Origin of the sequence: Thioalkalivibrio sp. AKL6 (assembly GCF_000376905.1) — a bacterium.
GTDB lineage: Bacteria > Pseudomonadota > Gammaproteobacteria > Ectothiorhodospirales > Ectothiorhodospiraceae > Thioalkalivibrio > Thioalkalivibrio versutus.
In genome coordinates, this window is record NZ_AQXS01000006.1 from 74,726 (window position 1) to 97,938 (window position 23,213).

The 23,213-nt window shown below is 67.7% G+C and carries 21 protein-coding genes and 1 pseudogene; 10 read left to right on the plus strand and 12 right to left on the minus strand.

The genetic code is table 11. From position 1 onward, the window contains the following. The first annotated feature begins 2 nt into the window (after positions 1–2). A complete protein-coding gene (locus D575_RS0101180; protein WP_018144079.1) occupies positions 3–1,208 on the plus strand; it encodes an HDOD domain-containing protein in 1,206 nt (401 codons plus the stop codon). A 62-nt stretch (positions 1,209–1,270) separates the two neighbouring features. After that, positions 1,271–2,227: a lipoyl synthase gene (gene lipA / locus D575_RS0101185; RefSeq protein ID WP_018144080.1), complete on the plus strand. Its 957-nt coding sequence runs from the start codon at positions 1,271–1,273 to the stop codon at positions 2,225–2,227. Between the two features lie 313 nt (positions 2,228–2,540). On the opposite strand, the gene D575_RS14505 is transcribed toward lipA, so the two are convergent. The 10 genes from D575_RS14505 to ppa all read right to left on the minus strand — a co-directional run bounded on the left by D575_RS14505 (position 2,541) and on the right by ppa (position 12,045). Beyond that, positions 2,541–2,786, minus strand: coding sequence for a hypothetical protein (locus tag D575_RS14505; protein ID WP_369699428.1), 246 nt, complete (start codon positions 2,784–2,786; stop codon positions 2,541–2,543). Positions 2,787–3,208: 422 nt separating this feature from the next. Beyond that, on the minus strand, positions 3,209–3,913 hold the full coding sequence (gene lipB, locus D575_RS0101190; protein WP_018144081.1) for a lipoyl(octanoyl) transferase LipB: 705 nt from the start codon (positions 3,911–3,913) through the stop codon (positions 3,209–3,211). Further along, on the minus strand, positions 3,910–4,173 hold the full coding sequence (locus D575_RS0101195; protein WP_018144082.1) for a YbeD family protein: 264 nt from the start codon (positions 4,171–4,173) through the stop codon (positions 3,910–3,912). Before D575_RS0101195 ends, lipB begins: the two co-directional genes overlap by 4 nt. Further along, positions 4,170–5,057 (minus strand): D-amino acid aminotransferase, encoded by an 888-nt coding sequence (locus D575_RS0101200; protein ID WP_019612493.1) that lies wholly within the window; start codon positions 5,055–5,057, stop codon positions 4,170–4,172. Before D575_RS0101200 ends, D575_RS0101195 begins: the two co-directional genes overlap by 4 nt. A gap of 14 nt (positions 5,058–5,071) precedes the next feature. Beyond that, positions 5,072–6,319 carry a D-alanyl-D-alanine carboxypeptidase family protein gene (locus D575_RS0101205; protein WP_018144084.1) on the minus strand — a complete coding sequence of 416 codons (1,248 nt, stop codon included), beginning with the start codon at positions 6,317–6,319 and terminating at the stop codon, positions 5,072–5,074. A gap of 85 nt (positions 6,320–6,404) precedes the next feature. After that, entirely contained in the window at positions 6,405–7,418 is a 1,014-nt protein-coding gene (locus tag D575_RS0101210) for a septal ring lytic transglycosylase RlpA family protein (protein WP_081612080.1), read from the minus strand. After that, entirely contained in the window at positions 7,375–8,406 is a 1,032-nt protein-coding gene (mltB, locus tag D575_RS0101215; RefSeq protein WP_018144086.1) for a lytic murein transglycosylase B, read from the minus strand. The genes D575_RS0101210 and mltB overlap by 44 nt, the downstream gene beginning before the upstream one ends. Beyond that, positions 8,403–9,521, minus strand: a complete 1,119-nt coding sequence (gene rodA, locus D575_RS0101220; protein ID WP_018144087.1) for a rod shape-determining protein RodA — start codon at positions 9,519–9,521, stop codon at positions 8,403–8,405. Before rodA ends, mltB begins: the two co-directional genes overlap by 4 nt. Next, entirely contained in the window at positions 9,518–11,395 is a 1,878-nt protein-coding gene (gene mrdA / locus D575_RS0101225; protein ID WP_018144088.1) for a penicillin-binding protein 2, read from the minus strand. The genes rodA and mrdA overlap by 4 nt, the downstream gene beginning before the upstream one ends. A 113-nt stretch (positions 11,396–11,508) precedes the next feature. Beyond that, positions 11,509–12,045 carry an inorganic diphosphatase gene (gene ppa / locus D575_RS0101230; protein WP_018144089.1) on the minus strand — a complete coding sequence of 179 codons (537 nt, stop codon included), beginning with the start codon at positions 12,043–12,045 and terminating at the stop codon, positions 11,509–11,511. A gap of 239 nt (positions 12,046–12,284) precedes the next feature. Here ppa and D575_RS0101235 point away from each other — a divergent pair, with 239 nt between their 5' ends. From D575_RS0101235 to D575_RS0101270, 8 genes are read left to right on the plus strand one after another with little or no spacing between them, the layout of a single operon-like run. Beyond that, positions 12,285–12,926: an adenylate kinase gene (locus tag D575_RS0101235; protein WP_018144090.1), complete on the plus strand. Its 642-nt coding sequence runs from the start codon at positions 12,285–12,287 to the stop codon at positions 12,924–12,926. 7 nt (positions 12,927–12,933) lie between these two features. Continuing rightward, positions 12,934–15,186 (plus strand): LPS-assembly protein LptD, encoded by a 2,253-nt coding sequence (locus D575_RS0101240; RefSeq protein WP_018144091.1) that lies wholly within the window; start codon positions 12,934–12,936, stop codon positions 15,184–15,186. After that, positions 15,170–16,612, plus strand: a complete 1,443-nt coding sequence (locus D575_RS0101245; RefSeq protein WP_018144092.1) for a peptidylprolyl isomerase — start codon at positions 15,170–15,172, stop codon at positions 16,610–16,612. Before D575_RS0101240 ends, D575_RS0101245 begins: the two co-directional genes overlap by 17 nt. After that, positions 16,578–17,636, plus strand: a complete 1,059-nt coding sequence (pdxA, locus tag D575_RS0101250) for a 4-hydroxythreonine-4-phosphate dehydrogenase PdxA (RefSeq protein WP_018144093.1) — start codon at positions 16,578–16,580, stop codon at positions 17,634–17,636. The genes D575_RS0101245 and pdxA overlap by 35 nt, the downstream gene beginning before the upstream one ends. Continuing rightward, positions 17,633–18,436 carry a 16S rRNA (adenine(1518)-N(6)/adenine(1519)-N(6))-dimethyltransferase RsmA gene (rsmA, locus tag D575_RS0101255; RefSeq protein WP_018144094.1) on the plus strand — a complete coding sequence of 268 codons (804 nt, stop codon included), beginning with the start codon at positions 17,633–17,635 and terminating at the stop codon, positions 18,434–18,436. Before pdxA ends, rsmA begins: the two co-directional genes overlap by 4 nt. 34 nt (positions 18,437–18,470) lie before the next feature. Next, positions 18,471–19,448, plus strand: coding sequence for a glucokinase (locus tag D575_RS0101260; RefSeq protein WP_018144095.1), 978 nt, complete (start codon positions 18,471–18,473; stop codon positions 19,446–19,448). Positions 19,449–19,506: 58 nt separating this feature from the next. After that, positions 19,507–19,905, plus strand: coding sequence for a Co2+/Mg2+ efflux protein ApaG (gene apaG, locus D575_RS0101265; RefSeq protein WP_018144096.1), 399 nt, complete (start codon positions 19,507–19,509; stop codon positions 19,903–19,905). Positions 19,906–19,913: 8 nt separating this feature from the next. Further along, positions 19,914–20,747 (plus strand): symmetrical bis(5'-nucleosyl)-tetraphosphatase, encoded by an 834-nt coding sequence (locus D575_RS0101270; RefSeq protein ID WP_018144097.1) that lies wholly within the window; start codon positions 19,914–19,916, stop codon positions 20,745–20,747. 266 nt (positions 20,748–21,013) lie between these two features. Here D575_RS0101270 and D575_RS14640 read toward each other — a convergent pair. Together D575_RS14640 and ilvA are read right to left on the minus strand one after the other, a co-directional pair. Next, positions 21,014–21,270, minus strand: a pseudogene (locus D575_RS14640) (hypothetical protein). Positions 21,271–21,624: 354 nt separating this feature from the next. Beyond that, on the minus strand, positions 21,625–23,139 hold the full coding sequence (ilvA, locus tag D575_RS0101275) for a threonine ammonia-lyase, biosynthetic (RefSeq protein ID WP_018144098.1): 1,515 nt from the start codon (positions 23,137–23,139) through the stop codon (positions 21,625–21,627). Between the last annotated feature and the right edge of the window lie 74 nt (positions 23,140–23,213).

A 23,213-nucleotide genomic window follows, 5' to 3' on the forward strand; every position in this document is an offset into this window, starting at 1 on the left:
CGGTGATCGAGCAACGCCTCCCCCAGCTGCACCCGTTTGCCGAGCTGAGCGACCGGGCCCGCGACAAGCTACTGCAGCACGCCCGGACCATGACGGTGGATCCGGGCTTCAAGCTGCATGCACGCGACGAATTCCGCAGCATGATCTTCCTGCTGGAAGGCCGCATGATCCTGGCCAGCGGGCGCAATTCGGTCATGTTGAAAGGCGACAGCAGCGAAGCGCTGAACCCCCTGTTCGATGCGCACGACTACCACAGCCATGCCATCGCCGCGACTCGCTCGACCCTCGCCATGCTTGATCGCAAGGTCTATGAAACCCTGATCGACGGCGGCGGCCAGGACAGCGTCGAGGTCAGCGAGATCGAGCTATCCGATCTCGAGGGCGAACTGTTCAGCAGCATCTACACCCATGCCTACTCCGGGGAACTGGCCCTGCCCCAGCTCCCCGAGGTTGCCCTGCACCTGCAGCGGGCCCTGAAGGATCCGGATGTCTCCATCGCCGAGGCCACCCGCATCATCGAGGAAGATCCGAGCGTGGCCGGCCGCCTGCTGAGTGTGGCCAACAGCCCGGCCATGGGCAGCCGCCGTGTCGTCTCGCGCCTTCAGGATGCCGTCGCCCGGCTTGGACTGGAACGCACCCGCCAGTTGGTGATGGCCCTGGCGATGCACCAGGTCTTCATCCATCGCGACAACCCCTACCATGAACTGCTGGAACGCCTGTGGCGGCGCTCCGCACGCATTGCCGCGGTCAGTTGCGTGCTGGCCGACCAGTGCGAGGCCGCCGATCCGCAGAGTGCGTTGCTCGCCGGCCTCCTGCACCGAGTCGGGGCCTTGCCGGTCATCGCCGAGGTCGCCCGCACCCATCCGGACCGAACACCCGGGGAAGTGGAACGCGTACTGTTCCGACTGGAAGGCCTGATCGGCGAACTGGTTGCCCAGCAATGGGACCTGGCATCCGATATCATAGAGGCCATTCGCGATTCCGGCGGCCCGGAGAATCCGGAGGCTCACGCCCTGACCGACATCGTGCGAATCGCCCGCGCCGCGTGCCCGCGGGATGCCGAAGACGACCTGCTCGCCGACCGCATCCCGCTCACCGACCTGCGGGCAGTGGAACGCCTCGGCTTTATCCTGGACGAGGACGGCAACCTGCCAGCCATCGAGACGGCTAGGCAGGAAGTCGAGGCGCTGATCCGCGAGGTTGCCTGAGCACGCCCGATCGCCCCACGCCGGCCGCACAACCCGGCCGCCACGAAATTCAGGGAAGGTCCATGGACACTCGAATCCGCCCCCAGCCCGGTGAAAAACAGCGCGCCGCCGACAAGGTCGCGCGCATCCCGGTCAAGATCCATCCCACCGAGAAGCCCCAGCGCAAGCCCAAGTGGATCCGCGCGCAAAGCCAGGCACGGCCCGAGGTACAGCGCATCAAGGGCATCCTGCGCGAGCAGAAACTGCACACCGTCTGCGAGGAGGCCAGCTGCCCGAACCTCGGCGAATGCTTCGCCCACGGCACCGCCACCTTCATGATCATGGGCGACATCTGCACCCGCCGCTGCCCGTTCTGTGACGTCGCCCACGGCCGCCCCGAGGCCCTGGACGCGGACGAGCCCCGTCACCTGGCCGAGACCATCCAGGCGCTTGGCCTCAACTATGTCGTGATCACCTCGGTGGACCGCGACGACCTGCGCGACGGGGGCGCCGGGCACTTTGTCGACTGCATCCGCGAGGTGCGCGCCCTGAACCCGGACATGAAGATCGAGATCCTCGTACCCGATTTTCGCGGCCGCATGGATCGCGCGCTCGAAATCATGCACCAGGCCCCGCCGGACGTCTTCAACCACAACCTGGAGACGGTCCCGCGCCTGTACCGCGAGGCCCGCCCGGGCGCCGACTATGCCTGGTCGCTGGAACTGCTCCGGCAGTTCCGGGAACAGCACCCGGGCGTGCCGACAAAGTCGGGCCTGATGCTGGGGCTCGGCGAGACCCGTGAAGAACTGCTGGAGGTCCTGCAGGACCTGCGCGACCACGGCTGCGACATGCTGACCCTGGGCCAGTACCTGCAGCCGTCGCGCCATCACCTGCCGGTGACGCGCTTCCTCTCCCCCGAGGAGTTCGACGAGCTCGGCGACCGCGCCCGCGAGATGGGCTTCAAGCAGGTGGCCAGCGGCCCGATGGTCCGCTCGTCCTACCACGCCGACCTCCAGGCCCAGGGCCTCGAAACCGCCTGACGCGTCACGGGCGGTGGCCCGTGCCACCGCTGCCCGTCCAGCCCAGCATCGCGGGCCTGGCCCGCTCGGCATCCAGTGTCCTACGGTGGCCTCGGTCCGCCGTCTGCCTTGTTGTGGCTAGACCCGGTTCGTCCGCTGTGTTTCCGTGCCTCCGTCCGGCCGCCTGCCATGCGCTCTCTCGCGAGCGCACCGCGAGGCACTTTCTTGCTTGCCCAAGAAAGTGCCCAAAGAAAGGCACCCGGATTTCGCCCGGGAACCTTGCTCCAGGGCCCTCGGGCCGGCGGCGCTGAACTCGCAGCGCCTTCGGCCCCGCTCAGACATCCAGCGCCTTCTCCCGGCCCGAGAACCCTTCCGCAAGGGGCTCCATACGGGAGAAGAAGGTCAAAACAGACGGTATCCCGTAGGGTGCCGTTGAGCGCAGCGAAACGCACCGTTCCCCACGCCGTGCGAAACCCTGATGCGATTCGCTGCGCTCATCACATCCTACGCCCCCCGGCGCCCGCTTCGCGGGCGCGGCACGCCATGGCCGCAGACCGAGCGTGCACAGGTGCCGGAACAGCCTGCCTCTATCCAATGGCACAGGCCTTCGGACCGCTGTTGTCTTGACCTGCCTTCCCGTTGTCGTCGCGCCGAGTGGAGAGGCTTTTCGCGGGACGATTCTAAATAGACACGGGGCGCTGGATGTCTGAGCGGAGCGCAGCGTAGCGAGTTCAGCGCCGCCCGCGAAAAGCCTCGGAGCGAGGGAAACCCCGGCCCGCGCAGCGGGCCGGGGTCGCGGCAGTCGGGCGTGTTTCTTGGGCACTTCTTTGCACGAGCAAAGAAGTGCCTCGCGGTGCGCTCGCGAGAGAGCGCGTGGCAGGCGGCCGGACGGAGGCACCGTAAACACCGGACGACGAACCGGGACCAGCCACAACCAGGCAGACGGCACGAAAAGCTCCAAAGGCTAGGGCCTGGCCAGCCTTCGGAAACGCGGGCGACGTGTTACGGCGCCGGGCAACGCCCCAGGGCCTGGACCCGCACCAGCTCAGCTGGCAGCGCCGGCTCATGCAGGAATGGAGAATCCCGGTCCGGGAATAGCTGTGCGGCGAGATTCGCCAGGAGCGCGTCGCGAACACGGTCGATTGTGACCGGACCACCAAGCTGGACCTGCATGGAGGTCGTCGGCAGGCCCGCATAGCCACAGGGGTTGATGCGCGCAAACGGCGCCAGCACCGGCGCCACGTTCAGGGCGAGGCCATGGATGCTGCGGGCGTGGCGCACGCGCAAGCCGAGGGCCGCAATCTTCGCCTGCCCGACATAAACCCCGGGCGCGTTGGCCCGACGTTCGGCCTCGATACCCCATTGGGCAAGCGTATCGATGATGGCCTGTTCCAGGCACGCGACCAGACGGCGCACGCCGATCCCGAGGCGCCTGAGATCCAGCAGGGTGTAAACGACGAGTTGGCCGGGCCCGTGATAGGTGATCTGCCCGCCGCGGTCGATCGCCACCACCGGCACGGCCCCAGGATCGAGCAGGTGCTCCGGACGGCCATTGCGTCCCTGGGTGAAGACCGGGGGATGCTGCACGCACCACAGGGCATCGGGGGCTTCGGCCGCGCGTTCGCGCCCATGCAACTGCATCGCCTGCCAGACCGGGACGTAGGGCTGCAGCCCCAGCTCGCGCACCTCGACCGGGGCCGGTGTCACAGGATCATGCGCACCCGGTCGCAACGGCCAAGGGAGCGGTAGAAGGCGTCCAGTTGTGCCTGGCTCGTCGCGGTAAAGGTGATGGTGATGCCGACGTAACGGCCGGCGCGCGAGGCCCGTTGCTCGATCACCGCGTCATCGGCATCCAGGTGTTCGGCCACGCAACCTTCTACGGCCTCCATCAACTCTGGATGGGCATCCCCCATCACCTTCACCGGGAACCGGCAGGGAAATTCGATCAGGGTCTCGCGGTCACTCATGCGGCACCTCCGGACTGCATTGGCTCACTCACGGGCGCACCCGGCTTGGCAGCCTGATAGGCCGCATGGAGGGTCTTCCAGACCGGACCAGGATGCCCCGCGCCCACGACCCGGTCATTAAGGCGCGTGACCGGGAGGATCTCGCGGGTCGAACTGGTCAACCAGATCTCCTCCGCCCGTGCCAGCTCGGACTCGCTTACCGCGCACTCCTCCACCGGGTAGCCCAACTCGCGCGCCAGATCGAGAACCCGTGACCGCGTCACCCCGGGCAGCACCGAAGGCGCGAGTGGCGGCGTCACCAGACGGCCGTCGAGGACCACGAGGACGTTGCTGGCAGCACCCTCAGTTAGCTGTCCATCACGCAGCAGGATCGCCTCGACCGCACCCTGCTCGACCGCGGCCTGGCGGTTCAGGACATTGGCCAGCAGCGTGGTCGCCTTGATGTCGCAGTGGCCCCAGCGGCGATCCTCGGCGGTCACGGCCGCCACACCCTCCGTGCGCACCGTCTCCGGCAGAGGCCGGATCGGGCTCACCATCGCGAGGACCGTCGGCCGGGCATCCGGCGGGAAGGCGTGATCGCGCGGGGCCACACCGCGGGTCACTTGCAGGTACACCCCCAGATCCGGGGTAGCGGGATCGGCATTGCGCGCCAGCAGATCTTCCAGAAGCGCAGTCCACTGCCCGGCATCAAAGGGGCTGAGAATGCGGATGGCCGCGAGAGACCGATCCAGGCGCTCGAGATGCGCGGGGAGCATGAAGAATTCGCCCGCGTAGCTGGGAATCACTTCGTAGACCGAATCCCCGAACAGGAAACCGCGGTCCAGCGGCGAGATCCGCACCTGGTCCAGCGGAAGGTAGTCCCCGTTGAAGTAGGCAATACTCACGCGCAACCTGCGTGTCAGAACGGCCAGGCCGCCTGGATACCCAGCGCCGCCCCATCCCACAGGCGGCGCACGAGGCCACCTTGCTCCACCGTGTGCAACGCAACCAGTGGCTGGGTACGGATCACTTCGCCATCCAGGCGCACGACCACCTCACCGACCGGGTCGCCCGCCGCCAGCGGTGCCTCCAACGGCTGGTGGACCTCCATCGAGGCGTCCAGGTCGTCCTCACGCCCCGGCGGAACCATCACCCAGAAGTCCTCGGCCAGCCCCACGGCGACCTCGGTATCCGCCCCGCGGTAGACCCGTGGCGTTCCCAGTTCGTGCGCCCCTTCGAACAGCTTGCGGGTCGCGGTGAAACGCATACCCCAGTTCACCAGCGCCTGGGATTCGTTCGCACGGCGGGTCCCGCCCTGCTGATGGTCGGGCGCTTCGATGCCCATCACCGCGGCCACCAGGCGACGATCATTGCGCTTGGCCGACGACACCAGGTTGTACCCGGCGCTCGAGGTCCAGCCGGTCTTCAGCCCATCAAAGCCGGAATCGCGCCACAGGAGCATATTGCGGTTGCTCTGGGAGATGTCGTTGTACTCGAAGGACCGCTCGCTGTAGTAGCCATAGAGATCCGGGAAATCGCGAATGAGCGCCCGCGCCAGCAGCACCATGTCCTGCGCAGTGGTGTACTGCGACTCCTCGGAAGGCAGGCCATGCGGGTTGGCAAAATAGGACTGGCGCATCCCCAGTTCACGAGCCTGGGAGTTCATCATGTCGACAAAGGCCCCTTCGGAGCCGGCCACATGCTCGGCCAGAGCGGTAGAGGCATCGTTCCCGGACTGGACGATCATGCCGCGCAACAGGTCCTCGACCGCGACCTCCTCGCCGACCTCGATGAACATCCGCGATGCCCCGGTCATCCCGGTGCGCCAGGCACGCTCGCTCACCGTGACCGTATCGTCCAGCGCCATGCGGCCCTCGGTGATCTCGCCGAACACCACGTAGGCAGTCATCACCTTGGTCAGGCTGGCCGGCTCGCGCTCCACTTGCGGCTCGCGACTGGCCAGCATCAGACCGGAGTCGAAGTCCATCAGCGCATAACTCGCCGCCGTCACATCCGATGGCGGGCGCGGGATCCCGCTGGGGGTGTTCGCCCCATCCCCGGCCACGGGCAGTTGCTGTTCCTGCGCGTGCACCGGAGCAAGCACCAGCATCGCGAGCAGGCAGGCCACCAGAAACGGCAAAAAGGGAATGCGAACGGACAGAGTCATGGCAGGGAAGGACCTCCTTAAGGACCGGTCTACGATAGCAGAGTGGGGCCTGGGACGGGCCGGAAAAACAACAGCGGCAGAGCCTTTACTGGGCGTTCTCGACCACGCGGTAATCAACGTGCGCCGCACCCTGCAGGCGATCCGTGATCGCGCGGACCGCATCGCCATCCGCCAACGGGCCAATCCGCACGCGATGGAGGTCCGCACCGTCGTCCCGCCCCAGGGTGGAGATACGAACCGGGTCGAAACCCAGGGCGCGCAGATCTTCGCGCACCTGTTCCGCGGACTGGCGCTCGGAAAACGCCCCGACCTGGACAAAACGCCCGCCCCCGGCGCCCTCGCCGTTGGACCCGGCGGCGGGCATCCCGGAGTCTGCTGTCTCCGGTAGCGGTTCGGGGGCTCGCTCGCCCACCCGTTCCGGCGAGGTCACGGCAGCCACGTCGACGACGGACCCCGCGGCCGGCGCGGCCGCAACTCGGTCGTCGGACTCGGTATCACCCGGCCCCACCGAGCGCACACGCACCCGAGCCACACCGGCATCGGTCATGTCGATGCGATGGGCCGCAGCGTAGGAAAGGTCGATGATGCGCCCATCCACAAATGGCCCGCGATCATTCACCCGCACCACCACCTGCTTGTTGTTCTCCAGGTTGGTGACCTCGACATAGCTTGGCAGCGGCAGAGACTTGTGTGCCGCCGTCATCGCATACATGTCATAGGGCTCGCCGCTGGAGGTACGCCGGCCGTGGAATTTCGTGCCGTACCAGGAGGCAATGCCCTCTTCCTCGAAGCCGTCACTGGTCCGCAGGGTGCGATAACGCTGCCCGAACACCTCGTATTCCGACGGGTTGCCATAGCGGCTGGGCGGCTCATTGCGCGGCTCCGGTTCCGGGATCAGGGCGAGATCCTGCGGCACGTCGGCCGCATCGGGGTAACTGTCATAGGCGGCGTCCCCCAGCGGGCGCGGGTCACGCTCCGGGGTACCGGAACAGCCAGCCAGCGCCAGCAACACAAACCCCAGCAGGAGCGCCCCGGGCGCAGGCCCGGAGGCCGGACTAGTCGGCCAGTGCCTCGGCAAGTTGGTGCACGGCCATCGCATACAGCGGGCTCCGGTTATAGCGGGTAATCACGTAGAAGTTCGGGTATCCCAGGTAGTACTCGTAACCGTCATCGCCCTCGAGACGAATGAAGGAATACTCGCCATCCTCGTCCACGGCCTCGTCGGGATAAATGCCGTGCTCGGCCAGTTCGTCGAGACCGAAGCGGGCCTGATAGTTGCGACTGATCAGGGCCTCGTGGGCATCCCCCTCGACCCGCGCCTTCGCCACCACCGGCTCGCCATGGTTCCAGTGGTGCTCGCGAAAGTAGTTGGCCACCGAGCCGATCGCGTCCGGCCAGGAGTTCAACAGGTCACGCTGACCGGAGCCGTCGAAGTCCACTGCGTAGTGACGATAGCTGGACGAGATGAACTGACCGCGCCCCATGGCCCCGGCGTAGGATCCGCGCGTCTCGCGCGGATCCAGGCCTTCCTCGTCCACCAGGGTCAGGAATTCACCCAGCTCGCGGCGGAAGAAATCCGATCGCGGCGGGTAGTCGAAGCCCAGGGTCACCAAGGCATCGAACACGCGGAAGCCGCCAGTGTTGCGGCCATAGTAGGTCTCGACCCCGATAATGGAGGCGATGATCTTCGGCTCCACACTAAAGCGATCCTCGGCGCGCTTGAGCCAGCGGCCGTGTTCTTCCATGAAGTCGCGACCGCGCTCGATGCGCTGGTCGGTGATGAAGATCGGACGATAGTCCTTCCACGGCCGCGCCTCGGCCGGGCTGGAGATCAGGTCGAGGATGCGCTGCTGGGGGTCGGCGGCGGCAAACATCGCCTCCAGCGCCTCGCGGTCGCGGCCGGCCTCCACCTGTTCGTCGATGAACGCCTGCACCTCGTCGCGCTCGAGATACGGCGGATCGCCGGCACGGAATTCGCTTTCGGCCGCGACCGGGAGGGACACGGCAGCCAGGGACAGGACCAGCCCCGTCCGTAACAGGGTCGGGCGGACAATGCGGGCCCACACGGGGCGCAAGTTCAGGCTCATCGATTCACCAGGCGTTTCTGGGAGGCTATGCTCATGAGAATACCGAAGGCGACCATAAGGGTCACCAGCGAAGTACCCCCGTAACTGACGAGGGGCAGCGGCACGCCGACCACCGGCAACAGGCCGGTCACCATGCCGATATTGACCACCATGTAGACCGCAAAGGTCAGGCTGATACTCCCGCCCAGCAACCGGGCGTAGCGATCCTGTGCCAGCGCGGCGATCCAGAGCCCGCGCGCAACAATCGCAAAATACAGCAGCAGCAACAGCGCGACACCTATAAAGCCGAATTCCTCGGCGTAGACCGCAAAAATGAAGTCGGTGGAACGCTCGGGCAGAAACTCCAGTTGCGACTGGGTCCCGTTCAGCCAGCCCTTGCCATACAGCCCGCCGGACCCGATGGCGATCTTCGACTGGATGATGTGATAGCCGGCGCCCAGCGGATCGGACTCCGGGTTGAACAGCGTCAGCACCCGCTGGCGCTGATAATCCAGCATCTGCGACCACAGGATCGGGATGGCGGCGGCCGCCGTAACCCCAAGCCCAACGAACCAGCGCCAGCCCAGCCCCGCAAGAAAGATCACCAGGAACCCGGCGGCCCCGACCAGCATCGAGGTGCCCAGGTCCGGTTGCTGCATGATCAGATAGACCGGCGCCAGGATCAGCGCCGCAGTCACCACCAGGTCTCGGAAGCGCGGACGTCCATCCCGCTGGGACAGGTACCAGGCCACCATCATCGGCACCGCAAGCTTCATGATCTCCGAAGGCTGGAAGCGCATGAAGCCGAGATCCAGCCAGCGCTGCGCGCCCTTGCCAACATCCCCGACCCACATCACCGCCAGCAACAGCAGGACCCCGGCTACAAAGAGCCATGGCGAGATCGCGCGCAGGGCATGCATGGACACCTGGGCGACCAGCAGCATGGCGGCCACCCCCAGGCCGATCCGCATGACCTGTCGCTCCAGGGCGACCACGCTCTCGCCGGTGGCGCTGAACAGTACCGCCAGCCCCAGCAACAGCAGGATGGACAGCAGCACCAGCAGCACGCTGTCCAGGCGCAGGCTGCGCAGCGCCCACTGACTAACGGACATCTCGCGGCCGGTCACGCTGATCATTCGTCCTCCGGGACATCGATCGTCATGCCCGCCCCCTCCAGCAGATAGGCATCCATCACCTCGCGGGCCACCGGCGCCGCCACCCGGCCACCGGAACCGCCGTGCTCCACCAGCACCGCCACCGCGATGCGCGGATCCTCGGCCGGGGCATATCCGACGAACAGGGCATGGTCCCACAGGCGCCGTGCCAGTTCCTCCTCGTCGTATTCCTCGTCCTCGCCCAGGCTGAACACCTGAGAGGTACCGGTCTTGCCGGCGATGGTGTACTCCGGCCGGGTACTGCCGACGCTACCCCAGGCGGTGCCATGACGCGCGTTCACGGCCTCCACCAGCGAGCCATGGATGGCGTCCCAGTGTTTCTCGTCGACCGTTACCGGATCCCGCAGCATGGGCAAGCGATATTCGGGTTCGCCCACTCCGTTGTCCATGGCGCGCAGCAGGTGCGGCTGATAACGCTCGCCACGGGCCGCAAGGGCCGCAGTGAAGTCGGCCATCTGCAGGGGGGTCGACAGCATGTAGCCCTGGCCGATTGCGGTGATCAGGGTCTCGCCGGGAAACCACACCTGGTCATGCGTGGCCCGTTTCCAGTTGCGGCTGGGCAGGATGCCCGGGCGCTCCCCGGTGGAATCGATCCCGGTCCGCTGCCCGATCCCGAAGGCCCCCAGAATCGGGACCATGCGGTCGATCCCCATGGTGTGGGCCAGGTCGTAGAAATAGACGTCCGACGACACCGCGATGGCGCGCGACATGTCCACGCGGCCATGCCCCTCGCGACGCCAGTCGCGATAGCGCCGCTCATGCCCCGGGAGCTGGAAATACCCGCGGGCGAACATCTCGCGCTCGGCGGTGGTCACCTCTTCGTCCAGGGCCGCCAGACCCACCAGCGGCTTGATCGTCGAACCCGGCGGGTACTGGCCACTCAGGGCGCGGTTGAACAGGGGCCGGCGATAGTCGTCACGCACCGCGGCAAAGTCGGCCTGCGAGATCCCGTGGACGAACGACTCGGGATCAAAACCGGGGGCGCTGACCAGCGCAAGCACCTCGCCATTATTCGGATCCACGGCCACGATGGCCCCGTCCCGCCCGGCCAACGCCCGATAGGCCGCCTGCTGCAGGTTGACGTCGAGGGTCAGGGTCAGGTCCGTGCCCGGTTGCGGCGGGGTCACCGAGAGTTCGCGGATCACGCGCCCCTGGGCGTTCACCTCCACCTGGCGATAGCCCGGCCGCCCGTGCAGCAGATCCTCGTAGTAGCGCTCGACGCCGCTCTTGCCGATATGCGAAGTGCCGGCATAGGCACGCCCGTCGACCCGCTGCAGGTCCTGCTGATTGATGCGCCCGACATAGCCGACCGCATGCGAGAACTTGGACCCCAGCGGATAGAACCGCAGCGGCCGCGCCTCGATCTCCACCCCGGGCAGCTCGTGGCGCGAAACCGCAATCCGCGCCACCGTCTCGTCGTCCAGGCCGGCCTTCAGCAACACCGGCTGGAACGGCCGCCGCTGACGCACCCCGCGCTGGAACCGCTCGACGTCCGCCTCGCTTAGCTCCACGTAACCGCGCAGGCGAGCGAGCAGGGAATCGAGATCGCCGGCCTGCTCGACCGTGACCTCCAGCTGATAGGACGCGCGATTGCCCGCCAGAAGCACGCCATTGCGGTCGCGGATTACCCCCCGAGTGGGGGCAATCGGTTCCACCCGCAGGCGGTTGTTCTCCGAGAGCGTGGTGAAGTGCGTATGCGCACCGACCTGCAGGCCCGAAAGCCGCCAGCCCAGTGCCAGCAGGATGACCGCCAGGATCACCAGCGCGAGCAGGATGCGCACGGCAAAGCGTTCGCGGTCCTGCTGTTCCTCGCCGTAGGCGTCGCGTTCGGCCATTTCAGGGGGTCACGGGGCCGTGACCCCCGCTGACCACCGCCCACGCAAAGACCGGACCGCCCCAGGGGGGCGGCCCGGCGCTGGCCACCCGCTGCATGCAGCGGGTGGCGACGTCAGATCTTGCTCTTCTGGAAACGCTTGTAGCTGGCAACAATCTCCGCCTTGGCCGCCTCGGCGTCCGCCCAGCCCTCGACCTTGACCCACTTGCCCTTCTCCAGCTCCTTGTAGTGCTCGAAGAAATGCTTGATCGAGTCCAGCAGTTCCTGACCCACGTCCTCCGGCCCCTGATACTTTTCGTACTGCGGATGCAGCTTGGTCACCGGCACGGCCAGGATCTTGGCGTCCACACCCGCCTCGTCGGTCATCTGCAACACGCCGATCGGACGCGAACGCACCACCGAACCCGGCATCAGCGGCACCGGGGTGACCACCAGCACATCCACCGGATCGCCGTCTTCCGACAGGGTGTGCGGAACAAACCCATAGTTGCACGGATAGAACATCGCGACCGTCATGAAGCGATCAACCATCAGGGCCCCGCTGTCCTTGTCGATCTCGTATTTGACGGGCTGCCCGTGGGCGGGGATCTCGATCACGACGTTGACGTCATTGGGGAGATCCTTGCCGGCTTCGATCTGGTTCATGTCCATGCTTGCTTCCCAAAAGTTGGTTTGGCTAGCCGGGCATTATACAGGGGACACGCACCTCAAGGGCACCCGGCCAGCGGCCCCAACGGTTGCGGGCAAGCACCTTCAGGCGGTATAAGACCGCGCTCGGGAAACGGTTTGCGTCTTCAGTGACCAGCCCCGTTTCGCCACCGCCATTCACCGTGCCGCCCCCGTTCCCGGCTAGTCCTGCGGTTCGGCGCGGCACCCGGCAGGAGTCAGCTATGCGTATCGTCCTGATGGGCGCCCCCGGTTCCGGCAAGGGCACCCAGGCCAAGAAGATGGTCGCCACCTTCGGCATCCCCCAGATCTCCACCGGCGACCTGCTGCGTGCCGCCGTCGCCGCCGAGACAGAACTCGGCAAGCAGGCCAAGAGCGCGATGGATGCCGGCCAGCTGGTCCCCGACGACCTGGTGCTGGGGCTGATCCGCGATCGCCTGCAGGAACCCGACGCGCAGAAGGGTTTCATCCTCGACGGCTTCCCGCGCAACGTCGCCCAGGCCGAGGCCCTGGATACCATGCTGGCCGACATCGAGTCGCCGCTCGACCGCGCGATCCAGATCGACGTCCCGTTCGAGGAACTCAAGCAGCGCCTGACCGGGCGTGTCTCCTGCGGCGACTGTGGCGCAGTGTTCAACACCCATACCTTCCCGCCACAGAAAGAGGGCGTGTGCGACCTGTGCGGCGGTGACCTGGTCCACCGCGCGGATGACAACGAAGAGACCGTGGTCAACCGCCTCAAGGTCTACGAGGAACAGACCCAGCCGCTGATCGAGTACTACGACGGTCATGGCCTGCTCAAGCACATCAACGGCACCCGCGACATCGAGCTGATCTTCGACGAGATCCGCCAGCTGCTGTCCTGAATTCGGGATGAGCCGCCGGCCCGCCAGCTCCGCGCCTCGCCGTCACCCGATCGCGCGGCAGGTCGCGGTGAGCCTGGGCTTGGCGGCCGCCGGCCTGATCCCCGTAACCGGGCCCGCCGACGAACGCCCGTCGGGATGTGCGTTTGCCCCGGGGGTCGAATGGCCCGAGCTGCGTACCCTCGAGGGCGGCCTGACCGAGATTGACGCCGATCACGTCCGCCGCGACGGCGATCGCATCTCGGCCACAGGCAACGTGCACCTGTTCGAGGCCGGGCGACGCCTGGATACCGACTTCCTCGAATACGACCGCGCCTCCGGCACTGCGCGCACCGAGGGCGACACCCGGCTGTTCGACGGCGACCTGCTGCTGCACACCGAGGGCGGCGAGTACCGCCTGGACGCGGAGACCGGCGAGTTCCGCCGAATCGATTTCCTGGTGCAGTCCATCCCGGCACGCGGTAGCGCCGAACGCGGCGTTCAGCATGCCCCGCACCGCCACGACTTCGAGGACGCCGAATACACCACCTGCCCGGTCGGCAACGACTCCTGGTGGCTGCGCACCGGCGACCTGGAGCTGGACCGCGAAAGCGGCGTCGGCGTGGCCCGCAACGCGACGATCCGTTTCAAGGGCGTGCCCATCGCCTACACCCCGTACATCAACTTCCCGCTGGATGATCGCCGCAAGAGCGGCTTCCTTCTGCCCAGTGTGGGTACCGGCGGGCGCACCGGGTTCGATCTCGCGACCCCCTGGTACTGGAACATCGCGCCCAACTACGACGCGACCTTTACCCCGCGCATCATGGCCGACCGCGGCGTAATGCTGGGCACCGAGTTCCGCTATCTGCAGCCCCGGCACAATGGTGTGCTCGACGTCCGCTACCTGCCGGATGACCGCGAGACCGGCGAAGACCGCCACTTCGCCCAGTGGCGCCATCAGACCCGGATTACTTCCAATCTGAACCTGCGCCTCGACGCCGCGGATGTCTCCGACCGCGAATACTTCTTCGATTTCGGCAACTCCGACCGCTACGCCGGTTCCACCCCTTATCTTCGGCGCTCCGCCGACCTGACCTGGAACCAGCCGGCCTATCGCCTGCGCACGCGTATCGAGGACTACCAGATCGTCGACCCCGATCTGAGCGACGCCGGCGAGCCCTACCAGCGCCTGCCACAGATCACCCTGGAGGCGGGGGAATACCTGGGCCATGGCCTGTCCTGGGACCTCGACACCGAGCTGGTGCGCTTCGCGCGCAGTGAAACACAGTCCGCGCGCCCGCTGGGCACCCGCCTCGACCTGAACCCCGAGGTCCGCTGGCGCCATGACACCGGTGGCTTCTTCTTCGAACCCGCCGTCGGGGTTCGTCACACCCGCTACGAGCTGGACCGCCGCGGCCAGGACGACCGTCCGGAATCCATCAGCCGCACCGTGCCGCGGGCCTCCATCGACACCGGGCTGATCTTCGAGCGCCCCATCGCGGGCGGCCAGCGCCTGCAGACCCTGGAACCGCGCATCTTCTACGGCTATGTGCCCTTTCGCGACCAGAATGACATCCCGATCTTCGATACCGGCGAGGCCGATTTCAGCTTCGACAACCTGTTCAGCCTGGACCGCTTCGTCGGCGCCGACCGGGTGGGCGACACCCATCAGGTCACCACCGCCCTGACCACCCGCATCCTCGACCAGCAGACCGGGCGCGAACGCCTGAGCCTGTCTGCCGGGCAGATCCACTACCTGGAAGACCGCGAAGTCCGGCGCAACCCCAACGCCCCGGTACTGGACGCCTCCACCTCCGACCTGGCCCTGGAAGGCCGGGTCCGCATCGGCGACGCCTGGGACGGTCGCGGGTCCATTCTCTACAACCAGGATGCCGGCGAGACCACCCTGGCGGCGGTCTCGGTCGGCTACAGCCCGCGCGAACGCGCCCGGATCAACGTGGGCTACCGCCAGCGCGAGGCCGGCGTGCGCTCCATCGACCAGACCGATGTCTCCGTGATGTGGCCGGTCACCGAGCGCATCGACGCCATCGGGCGCTGGAACTACAGCCTGCAGGAGGAACGCGATCTCGAACTTCTGGCCGGGCTTCAGTATCGTAGTTGCTGCTATGGTATCCGCGTGGTCGCACGCCGCGCGCTCTCCTTCGACGAGACCTACGACAACTCGATCTACTTCCAACTCACGCTGGACGGCCTGGCACGGTTCGATTCCGGCGTGGATTCGCTATTGCGCGAGGGTATTGCCGGATATGACGCACGTCCCTGAACAACGCCGCCGCGGCAAGGCCCGCGCCCTGCTGCCGCTGCTGGCCGCCCTGGTCTACGGCCTCGGCCTGCCGGCGATGGCCCAGACGACCGGGCCCGCGGCCGGCGACCTCTCGCAGGGCGCGGTCGAGGCCCCGGTCACCCCCGGGGCCGCCCGCGACAGCGGGGCCCCGGCCGCCCCGATTACCCCGGAGGGCGACCGCTTCACCGACCGCATCCTGGCCGTGGTGGGCGACGACGTGATCACCCAGCGCGAACTGGTGGAACGCATGAACCTGATCGCCCAGCAGATGGTCGAGCGCGGCACTCGCCCGCCGGATCAGGACACCCTGGCGCGTCAGGTCATGGAGCGCCTGATCGTCGAGCGCGTGCAGCTGCAGGAGGCCGAGCGCGTCGGCATCAACATCGACGAGATGACTCTGAACCGCGCGATGGAGAACATCGCCCGCGAGAACCGCATGACCCTGCCGCAACTGCGTCAGGCCCTGATGCAGGACGGGGTGGACTTCAACGCCTTTCGCGAACAGATCCGCCACGAACTGACCGTGAACCAGCTGCAGCGCCGCCAGGTCGATCAACGCATCCGCGTCTCCGACCCGGAGATCGCCGACCTGATCGCCTCCGAGAGCGGTGCGATCGACCGCGGCGTGCGCTATCGCATCGCGCAGATCATGGTCCCCCTGCCCCAGGGCGCGGATGCCAGCCAGATCGCCGAGGCACGCGAGAAGGCCGAAGCGCTGCGCCAACGCGTGCGCGAGGGCGAGGACTTCGCCACCGTCGCGATCCGCGAGTCCCAAGGCCCTCAGGCCCTGGAAGGCGGCGACCTCGGCTGGCGCTCGGCCGGCGAAATCCCCGGCATGTTCGCCCGCGAAGCGGTGCTGATGCGCACAGGCGAGATCAGCGAGGTCCTGCGCTCGCCCGGCGGCTTCCACATCATGAAACTGCTGGACCGCGAGGGCGGCGACCAGACGCGCGTGCAGCAGACCCGCGTGCGCCACATCCTGATCAGCCCGGACCAGGTGCGCAGTGACGAGGACGCCCGCCGCCAGGCGCAGTCGCTGTACAACCGCATTCGCGAGGGCGCGAGCTTCGAGGACCTGGCACGCGCCAACTCGGACGACCCCGGCTCGGCCGCCCAGGGCGGCACCCTCGGCTGGGTCAGCCCGGGCGAACTGGTGCCCGGCTTCGAGGAGGCCATGGACGCCCTGGAACCGGGCGTGGTCAGCGAACCGGTGGAGAGCCAGTTCGGCTGGCACATCATCGAGGTCCTGGAACGCCGCGAGGTCGACACCTCGCGCGAACAGATCCGGGCCCGTGCCCGCGAGATCCTGCAAAACCGCAAGCGCGAGGAAGAACTCGAGTTGTGGCTGCGCCGCCTGCGGGACGAGGCCTATGTCGAATACCGGGTCGACGGCTTCGGCTCCTGATCCGCGCGGGGCCCACGCGGTCCCGCGCCTGGCCCTGACCGCCGGCGACCCCGCCGGCATCGGGCCCGATCTCCTGATCGCCATGGCCCGGCAGCGCGGCCACGCGCAGCGCGTCGCCATCGCCGACCCGGACGTCCTCGAGGCCCGTGCCCGCCAGCTCGGCGAGTCCCTGCGCCTGATCCACTTCGACCCAGAACGCCCGCGCGCGGTCACCCCGGCCCACACCCTGGAGATCCTGCCCGTACCGGTGGCAACCCCGGTGGTCGCCGGCACCCTGGACCCGGCCAACGCCGAGCACGTGCTGGCCTTGCTGGCCACGGCCGCCGCCGGCTGCCTCGACGGCACCTTCGAGGCGATGGTCACCGGTCCGGTGCACAAGGGCGTAATCAACCGCGCCGGGATCGCCTTCAGTGGTCACACCGAGTGGCTGGCCGAGCGCGCAGGCGCGCCGATGCCGGTGATGCTGCTGGCCACCGAGGGCCTGCGGGTCGCGCTGGTCACCACCCACCTGCCACTGCGCGCGGTCCCCGACGCCATCACCGCAGACCGCCTGGAGGCCGTGACCCGCGTCCTGCATCACGACCTGCAGCGCGACTTCGGTATCGCCGACCCGGTGATCGCCGTCTGCGGGCTGAACCCGCATGCCGGCGAGGATGGGGTCCTCGGACGCGAGGAGATCGAGATCATCACCCCCACCCTGGACCGCCTGCGGGAAGCCGGCATGCGTCTGCGCGGGCCACTCCCGGCCGACACCGCATTCACCCCGCGCGCCCTGCACGGCGTCGACGCCGTGCTCGCCATGTACCACGATCAAGGACTGCCGGTGCTCAAGCATGCCGGCTTCGGCAGCGCCATCAATGTCACCCTGGGCCTGCCCTTCATCCGCACCTCGGTGGACCACGGCACGGCACTGGATCTGGCCGGCACCGGGCGCGCCGAGGTCGGCAGCTTCCAGGCCGCCGAACGCCTGGCCGAAACCCTCGCGGCGCGAGCCGCCGCACGCCGGAGCACCCCCAGGGCATGACCCGAATCAAGACCTCGTCGCCGATCCGCAAGCGTTTCGGCCAGAACTTCCTCCACGATGCCGGCATCCTCGCGCGCATCGTCGCGGCGATCGCCCCGCAACCCGGCGATGCCGTGCTGGAGATCGGTCCTGGCCGTGGCGCCCTGACGGCCGCCCTGCTGGAGCGCCTTGAGCATCTGGTCGCGGTGGAGATCGACCGCGACCTGGCGGCCGGCCTGCGCGCCGGCTTCCCCCCAGAACGCCTGGATCTGCACGTGGGCGACGCCCTGCATATGCAGCTATCCGACCTCGGCGCGTTGCCCGAGCGGGGCTGGCGTGTGGTCGGCAATCTGCCCTACAACATCTCCACCCCGTTGATGTTCCACCTGCTGGATCAGGTCGGCGCCATCCGCGACATGCACTTCCTGCTGCAACGCGAGGTCGTGGAGCGCATGACCGCCGCCCCCGGCAGCAAGCGCTACGGGCGCCTGACCGTGATGCTGGCCGCCCGCGCCGAGGCGACCGCCCTGTTCACCGTGCCCCCCGGGGCCTTCCACCCCCCACCCAAGGTCTACTCCAGCGTCGTGCGCATCACGCCCCTGGCCGAACCGCGCGTCGCGGCGACGCTGTACCCAACCTTCGCACGGGTGGTCAATCAGGCATTCTCCAGCCGCCGCAAGACCCTGCGCCGCGGTCTCTCCGGCCTGGCCGAGATCGCCGATCTCGAGGCCGCCGGCCTGGATCCGGGCGAGCGCCCGGAGAACATCGACATCACCGGCTTCGAGGCCCTGGCTCGACGCCTCCACCCCGCCACCCCCTGAACAGCCGGCGGCCGCGATCCGCTACCATGGGCCCATGGACCTGATCGTTGCCGATGTTGGCGGAACCAATACCCGCGTTGCCCGCGCCCACCGCGATGCGGACGGGTGGTCTTTGCACGAGGGCGAGCGCTACCGCAGCCGCGAACACCCCGACCTGGCCAGCATCCTCGAACGCTGGCGCACCGAGGTTGCGACAGTGGATACCTTTGCTGCGGCGGGTCTGGCGGTGGCCGGCCCCGTGCATCACGGCCGGGCGCGCGTCACGAACCTGCCCTGGACGGCGCTGGACACCACCACGCTCGCGGATCACCTGGGTCTGCCCGTCACCCTGTTGAATGACTTTGCCGCCATCGGCGCGAGCCTCGACGCCCTGCAGCCACAGGACTGCGAAACCCTGCAGGAAGGAGCGCACGATCCCGCCGGCCTGCGCCTAGTCGCGGGCGCCGGTACCGGACTCGGCACCTGTCTGGTGGGCCCGCCCGGCGCCGCCACCATCTTTCCCGGCGAGGGCGGCCACGCGCGCTTCTCGCCCAGCGGGGCGGAGGAGGCCGCACTGGGCGATTTCGTGGCCCGCGAACTGGGATACTGCACACGCGAGCATCTGCTCAGCGGTCGCGGGATCGCCCGCATCGGGCATTTCGAGCTCGACCGCCAGCCTGACCCGGAATTGGCGCAGGCCCTGGAGACCGCCGAACCCGCCGCGGCGATTGGCGAACTGGCGCTCGCCGGGCACCCCGCGGCTCAAGCCGTCATCGATCGCTTCGTCGGTGTCTACGCCGGGCAACTGGCTGACATGGCCCTGACCGCACTCCCCAGCGGGGGGGTCTTCCTGGCCGGTGGCATCGCCCCGCGCTGGCTCGAGGCGTTCCGCGGACCACGCTTTCGTAGCACCTTCCGTAATCGCCCACCGATGACCCACTTGCTTGAGCAATTGCCCGTGGCCCTTATCATGCACCCCGAACCGGGCCTGCTCGGCGCTGCCGTGTACGCCAGCCGGTCCGTGAAACCCTGATGCCGGGCCTGCCCCGCGCACGGGCGTTTCCCGCTCACGAATCTGGAGCCGCAACCGCATGAACCAGCCCCAAGAGCACGACACCGAAGCCCACACCATCGAGATCGAGGTCTCCACTGCCTATGTGGAAGACCAGTCGGAACCCGATGACGACCGCTATGTCTTCGCCTATCACGTGGTGATCCGCAACGCGGGGGCGCTGACCGTGCAACTGCTCAACCGCCACTGGATCATCCGCGATGGCCGCGACCAGACGCAGGAGGTACGCGGCGAGGGCGTGATCGGGGAACAGCCCAGCATCGAGCCCGGTGACAGTTTCGAGTACACCAGTGGCACGGTGATCGAGACCCCGGTGGGCACCATGGAAGGCAGCTACGGCATGCGCGACGAACGCGGCAACACCTTCGACGCGCCGATCCCGCCGTTCACGCTATCCGTCCCGCGCACGCTGCACTAGGCGGCTCGATGGCACTGTACGTCGTCGGCGACCTCCAGGGCTGCCTGGACCCGCTGGAACGCCTGCTGGAGAAGGTGCGCTTCGACCCGGCGGCCGACCATCTATGGCTGGTCGGCGACCTGGTCAACCGTGGCCCGGACTCGCTCGGCTGCCTGCGCCGGGTCCGGGCGCTGGGGGATGCCGCCACCACGGTACTGGGCAACCACGACCTGCACCTGCTGGCCACCGCCGAAGGCGTGCGCCCCCCCGGCGGCAAGGACACCCTGCGCCCGGTGCTGGACGCCCCGGACGCCGCCGACCTCCTGGACTGGCTGGCGCGGCGCCCGCTACTGCAATCCGACACGGCCAGCGGCTGGATGCTGGTGCATGCGGGCCTCCCGCCGGCCTGGGACCCGGACACAGCGCAGACCGAGGCACGGCGCGTGGAGGCCGATCTACGCGACCCCGCCCGCCGTCAGGCGCTGTTCGAGGTCATGTACGGCGATGAACCGACGCTGTGGAGCCCCGATCTGGACGGCTACGACCGCTCCCGCTACACCATCAACGCCTTCACCCGCATGCGCTACATCACCGCCGACGGGGCGCTGGAATTCGCCGGCAACGGCCCGCCGGAAGAGGCCCCATCCGGCCTCACCCCCTGGTTCCAGGTACCCGGCCGCGCGGCCGCCGGCCACCCGATCGCGTTCGGCCACTGGGCCGCACTCGGACATCGCGTCGGACCGGACTGGCTGGCCCTGGACAGCGGCTGCGTCTGGGGCAACCGCATGACCCTCGCCCGCCTCGACAACACCGATGGCGATCCCGCCCGCGTGACGACCTGGCAGACACCCTGCCCCACCTGACCCGGCCGCTACCGCGCGCCACCTTCCGGGCACCCGCCTTCCATCCGGCCGCATATGCCATGTTGTGGCTGGCCATGATCCATCGCTCGGTGTTTACGGTGGCTTCGGTCCGCATACTGCCGTGCGCTGTCTCGCCAGCGCGCCGCGAGGTACTTTCTTGCTTGCCCAAGAAAGTACCCAAAGAAGGGCACCCGGATTCCGCCCGGGAACCTTGCTCCAGGGTCCTCGGGCCGGCGGCGCTGAACTCGCTGCGCCTTCGGCTCCGCTCAGACATCCAGCGCCTTCTCCCGGCCGAGGACCCCTCCGCAAGGGGCTCCATACGGGAGGGGAAGGTCAAAACCGACGGTATCCGGTAGGGTGCGGTTGAGCGCAGCGAAACGCACCGTTTCCCACGTCGTGCGAAACCCTGATGCGATTCGCTGCGCTCATCACATCCTACGCCCCCCGGCGCCCGCTTCGCGGGCGCGGCACGCAACGGCCAAAGGCCGAGCGTGCCGAAGATGCGGGAACAGCCTACCTCCAACCAATGGCGCAGGCCTTCGGATCGCAATTGTCTTGACCTACCTCCCCGTTGTCGTCGCGCCGAGTGGAGAGGCTTTTCGCGGGATTCAAGGCGCTGGATGTCTGAGCGAAGCCGAAGGCGTAGCGAGTTCAGCGCCGCCCGCGAAAAGCCTCGGAGCGAGGGAAACCCCGGCCCGCGCAGCGGGCCGGGGTCGCGGCAGTCGGGCGTGTTTCTTGGTTACTTCTTTGCACGAGCAAAGAAGTAACTCGGGGCGCGCTGGCGAGTCAGCGCGTGGCAGTATGCGGACCGGCGCCACCGTAAACACCGGACGACGAACCCGGACCAGCCACAATCAGGCGGGCGGGCGAGACGCGGTCAGCGCAGGAAGAGGGAGTAGGCCGGATTCCCGGTCTCCTCGTGCCATGGATACCCGACCTCCTTCAGGAAAGCACGAAAGCGCGCCCGATCCTCGGCGGGGATCTGCATGCCGACCAGCACGCGGCCATAGGCGGCGCCATGGTTGCGATAGTGGAACAGGCTGATGTTCCAAGTCTGCCCCATGTGCGTCAGGAAATTCAGGAGCGCGCCGGGTCGCTCCGGAAACTCGAAGCGGTAAATCCGTTCGTTGCGGACCTCGCCACCGTGGCCGCCGACCATGTGCCGGAGATGGAGCTTGGCCACCTCGTTCTCGGTCATGTCCAGAACGTCGTAACCCGCCTGCTCCAGGGCCGACAGGATTTCCTGGCGCTCGGCATCGCCCCCTTCCAGCTTGATGCCGGCAAAGACCTGGGCTTGCTCGTCATCCGCGTAGCGGTAGTTGAATTCGGTGACCCCGCGCTTGCCGATGGCCTGACAAAACTGGCGAAAGCTACCCGGACGCTCGGGGATGGTGACCGCAAACAGGGCCTCGCGATGCTCGCCGATCTCGGCACGCTCGGCCACGTGACGCAGACGATCGAAATTAATGTTCGCGCCACTGAGCACCGCCGCCAGGCTCGCGCCCTGCAGGCCCTCGCGCTGGATGTATTGCTTCATCCCGGCCACCGCCAGGGCCCCGGCCGGCTCGGCCACCACGCGGGTGTCATCGAAGATGTCCTTGATGGCCGCGCAAATGGAGTCGGTGTCCACGAGGAGGACCTCGTCGATCAGATCGCGGCACAGACGGAAGGTCTCCTTGCCGACCTGACGCACAGCCGCGCCGTCGGCAAAGATCCCGACCTGCTTGAGGGTGACCCGGCGGTTCTGTTGCAGCGCCTTGTACATCGAGGGCGCATCGTCCGGCTCCACGCCGATCACCTTGATCTCCGGACGCAGGCGCTTGATGTAGGCGGCCATGCCGGCCGCCAGTCCGCCCCCACCGATGCAGACAAACACCGCGTCCAGGTGACCCGGGTGCTGGCGCAATAGCTCCATCGCCACCGTGCCCTGCCCGGCGATCACGTCGGGATCGTCGAACGGATGGATGAAGGTGTAGCCGTGTTTCTGTTCCAGTTCGCGGGCGTGGGCGGCCGCCTCGTCGAAGGAGTCGCCGTGCAGCACGGCCTTGCCACCGAACCGGCGCACCGCGTCGATCTTGATCGATGGCGTGGTCACTGGCATCACGATCACGGCCTTGATGCCGAGGTGACTGGCCCCCAGCGCAACCCCCTGCGCATGATTGCCGGCGGAGGCGGCGACCACGCCCTTTGCGCGCTGCTCCGGGGTCAGCTGGGCGATCTTGTTGTAGGCGCCGCGCAGCTTGAACGAGAACACCGGCTGCAGATCTTCGCGCTTGAGCCACAACGTGGAGCCAAGGCGCTCCGACAGATTCGGCATCGGGTCCAGTGGCGTCTCGCGCGCGACATCGTAGACGCGCGCCGTCAGGATCTTCTCGAGATAGGGGAATTTCATGGCCCAAACGATAGCATGCGAGGCCTTAACGCTTCCGCTTGTCCCGGGGACGGAGCAGTCGGTATCCTCAATGG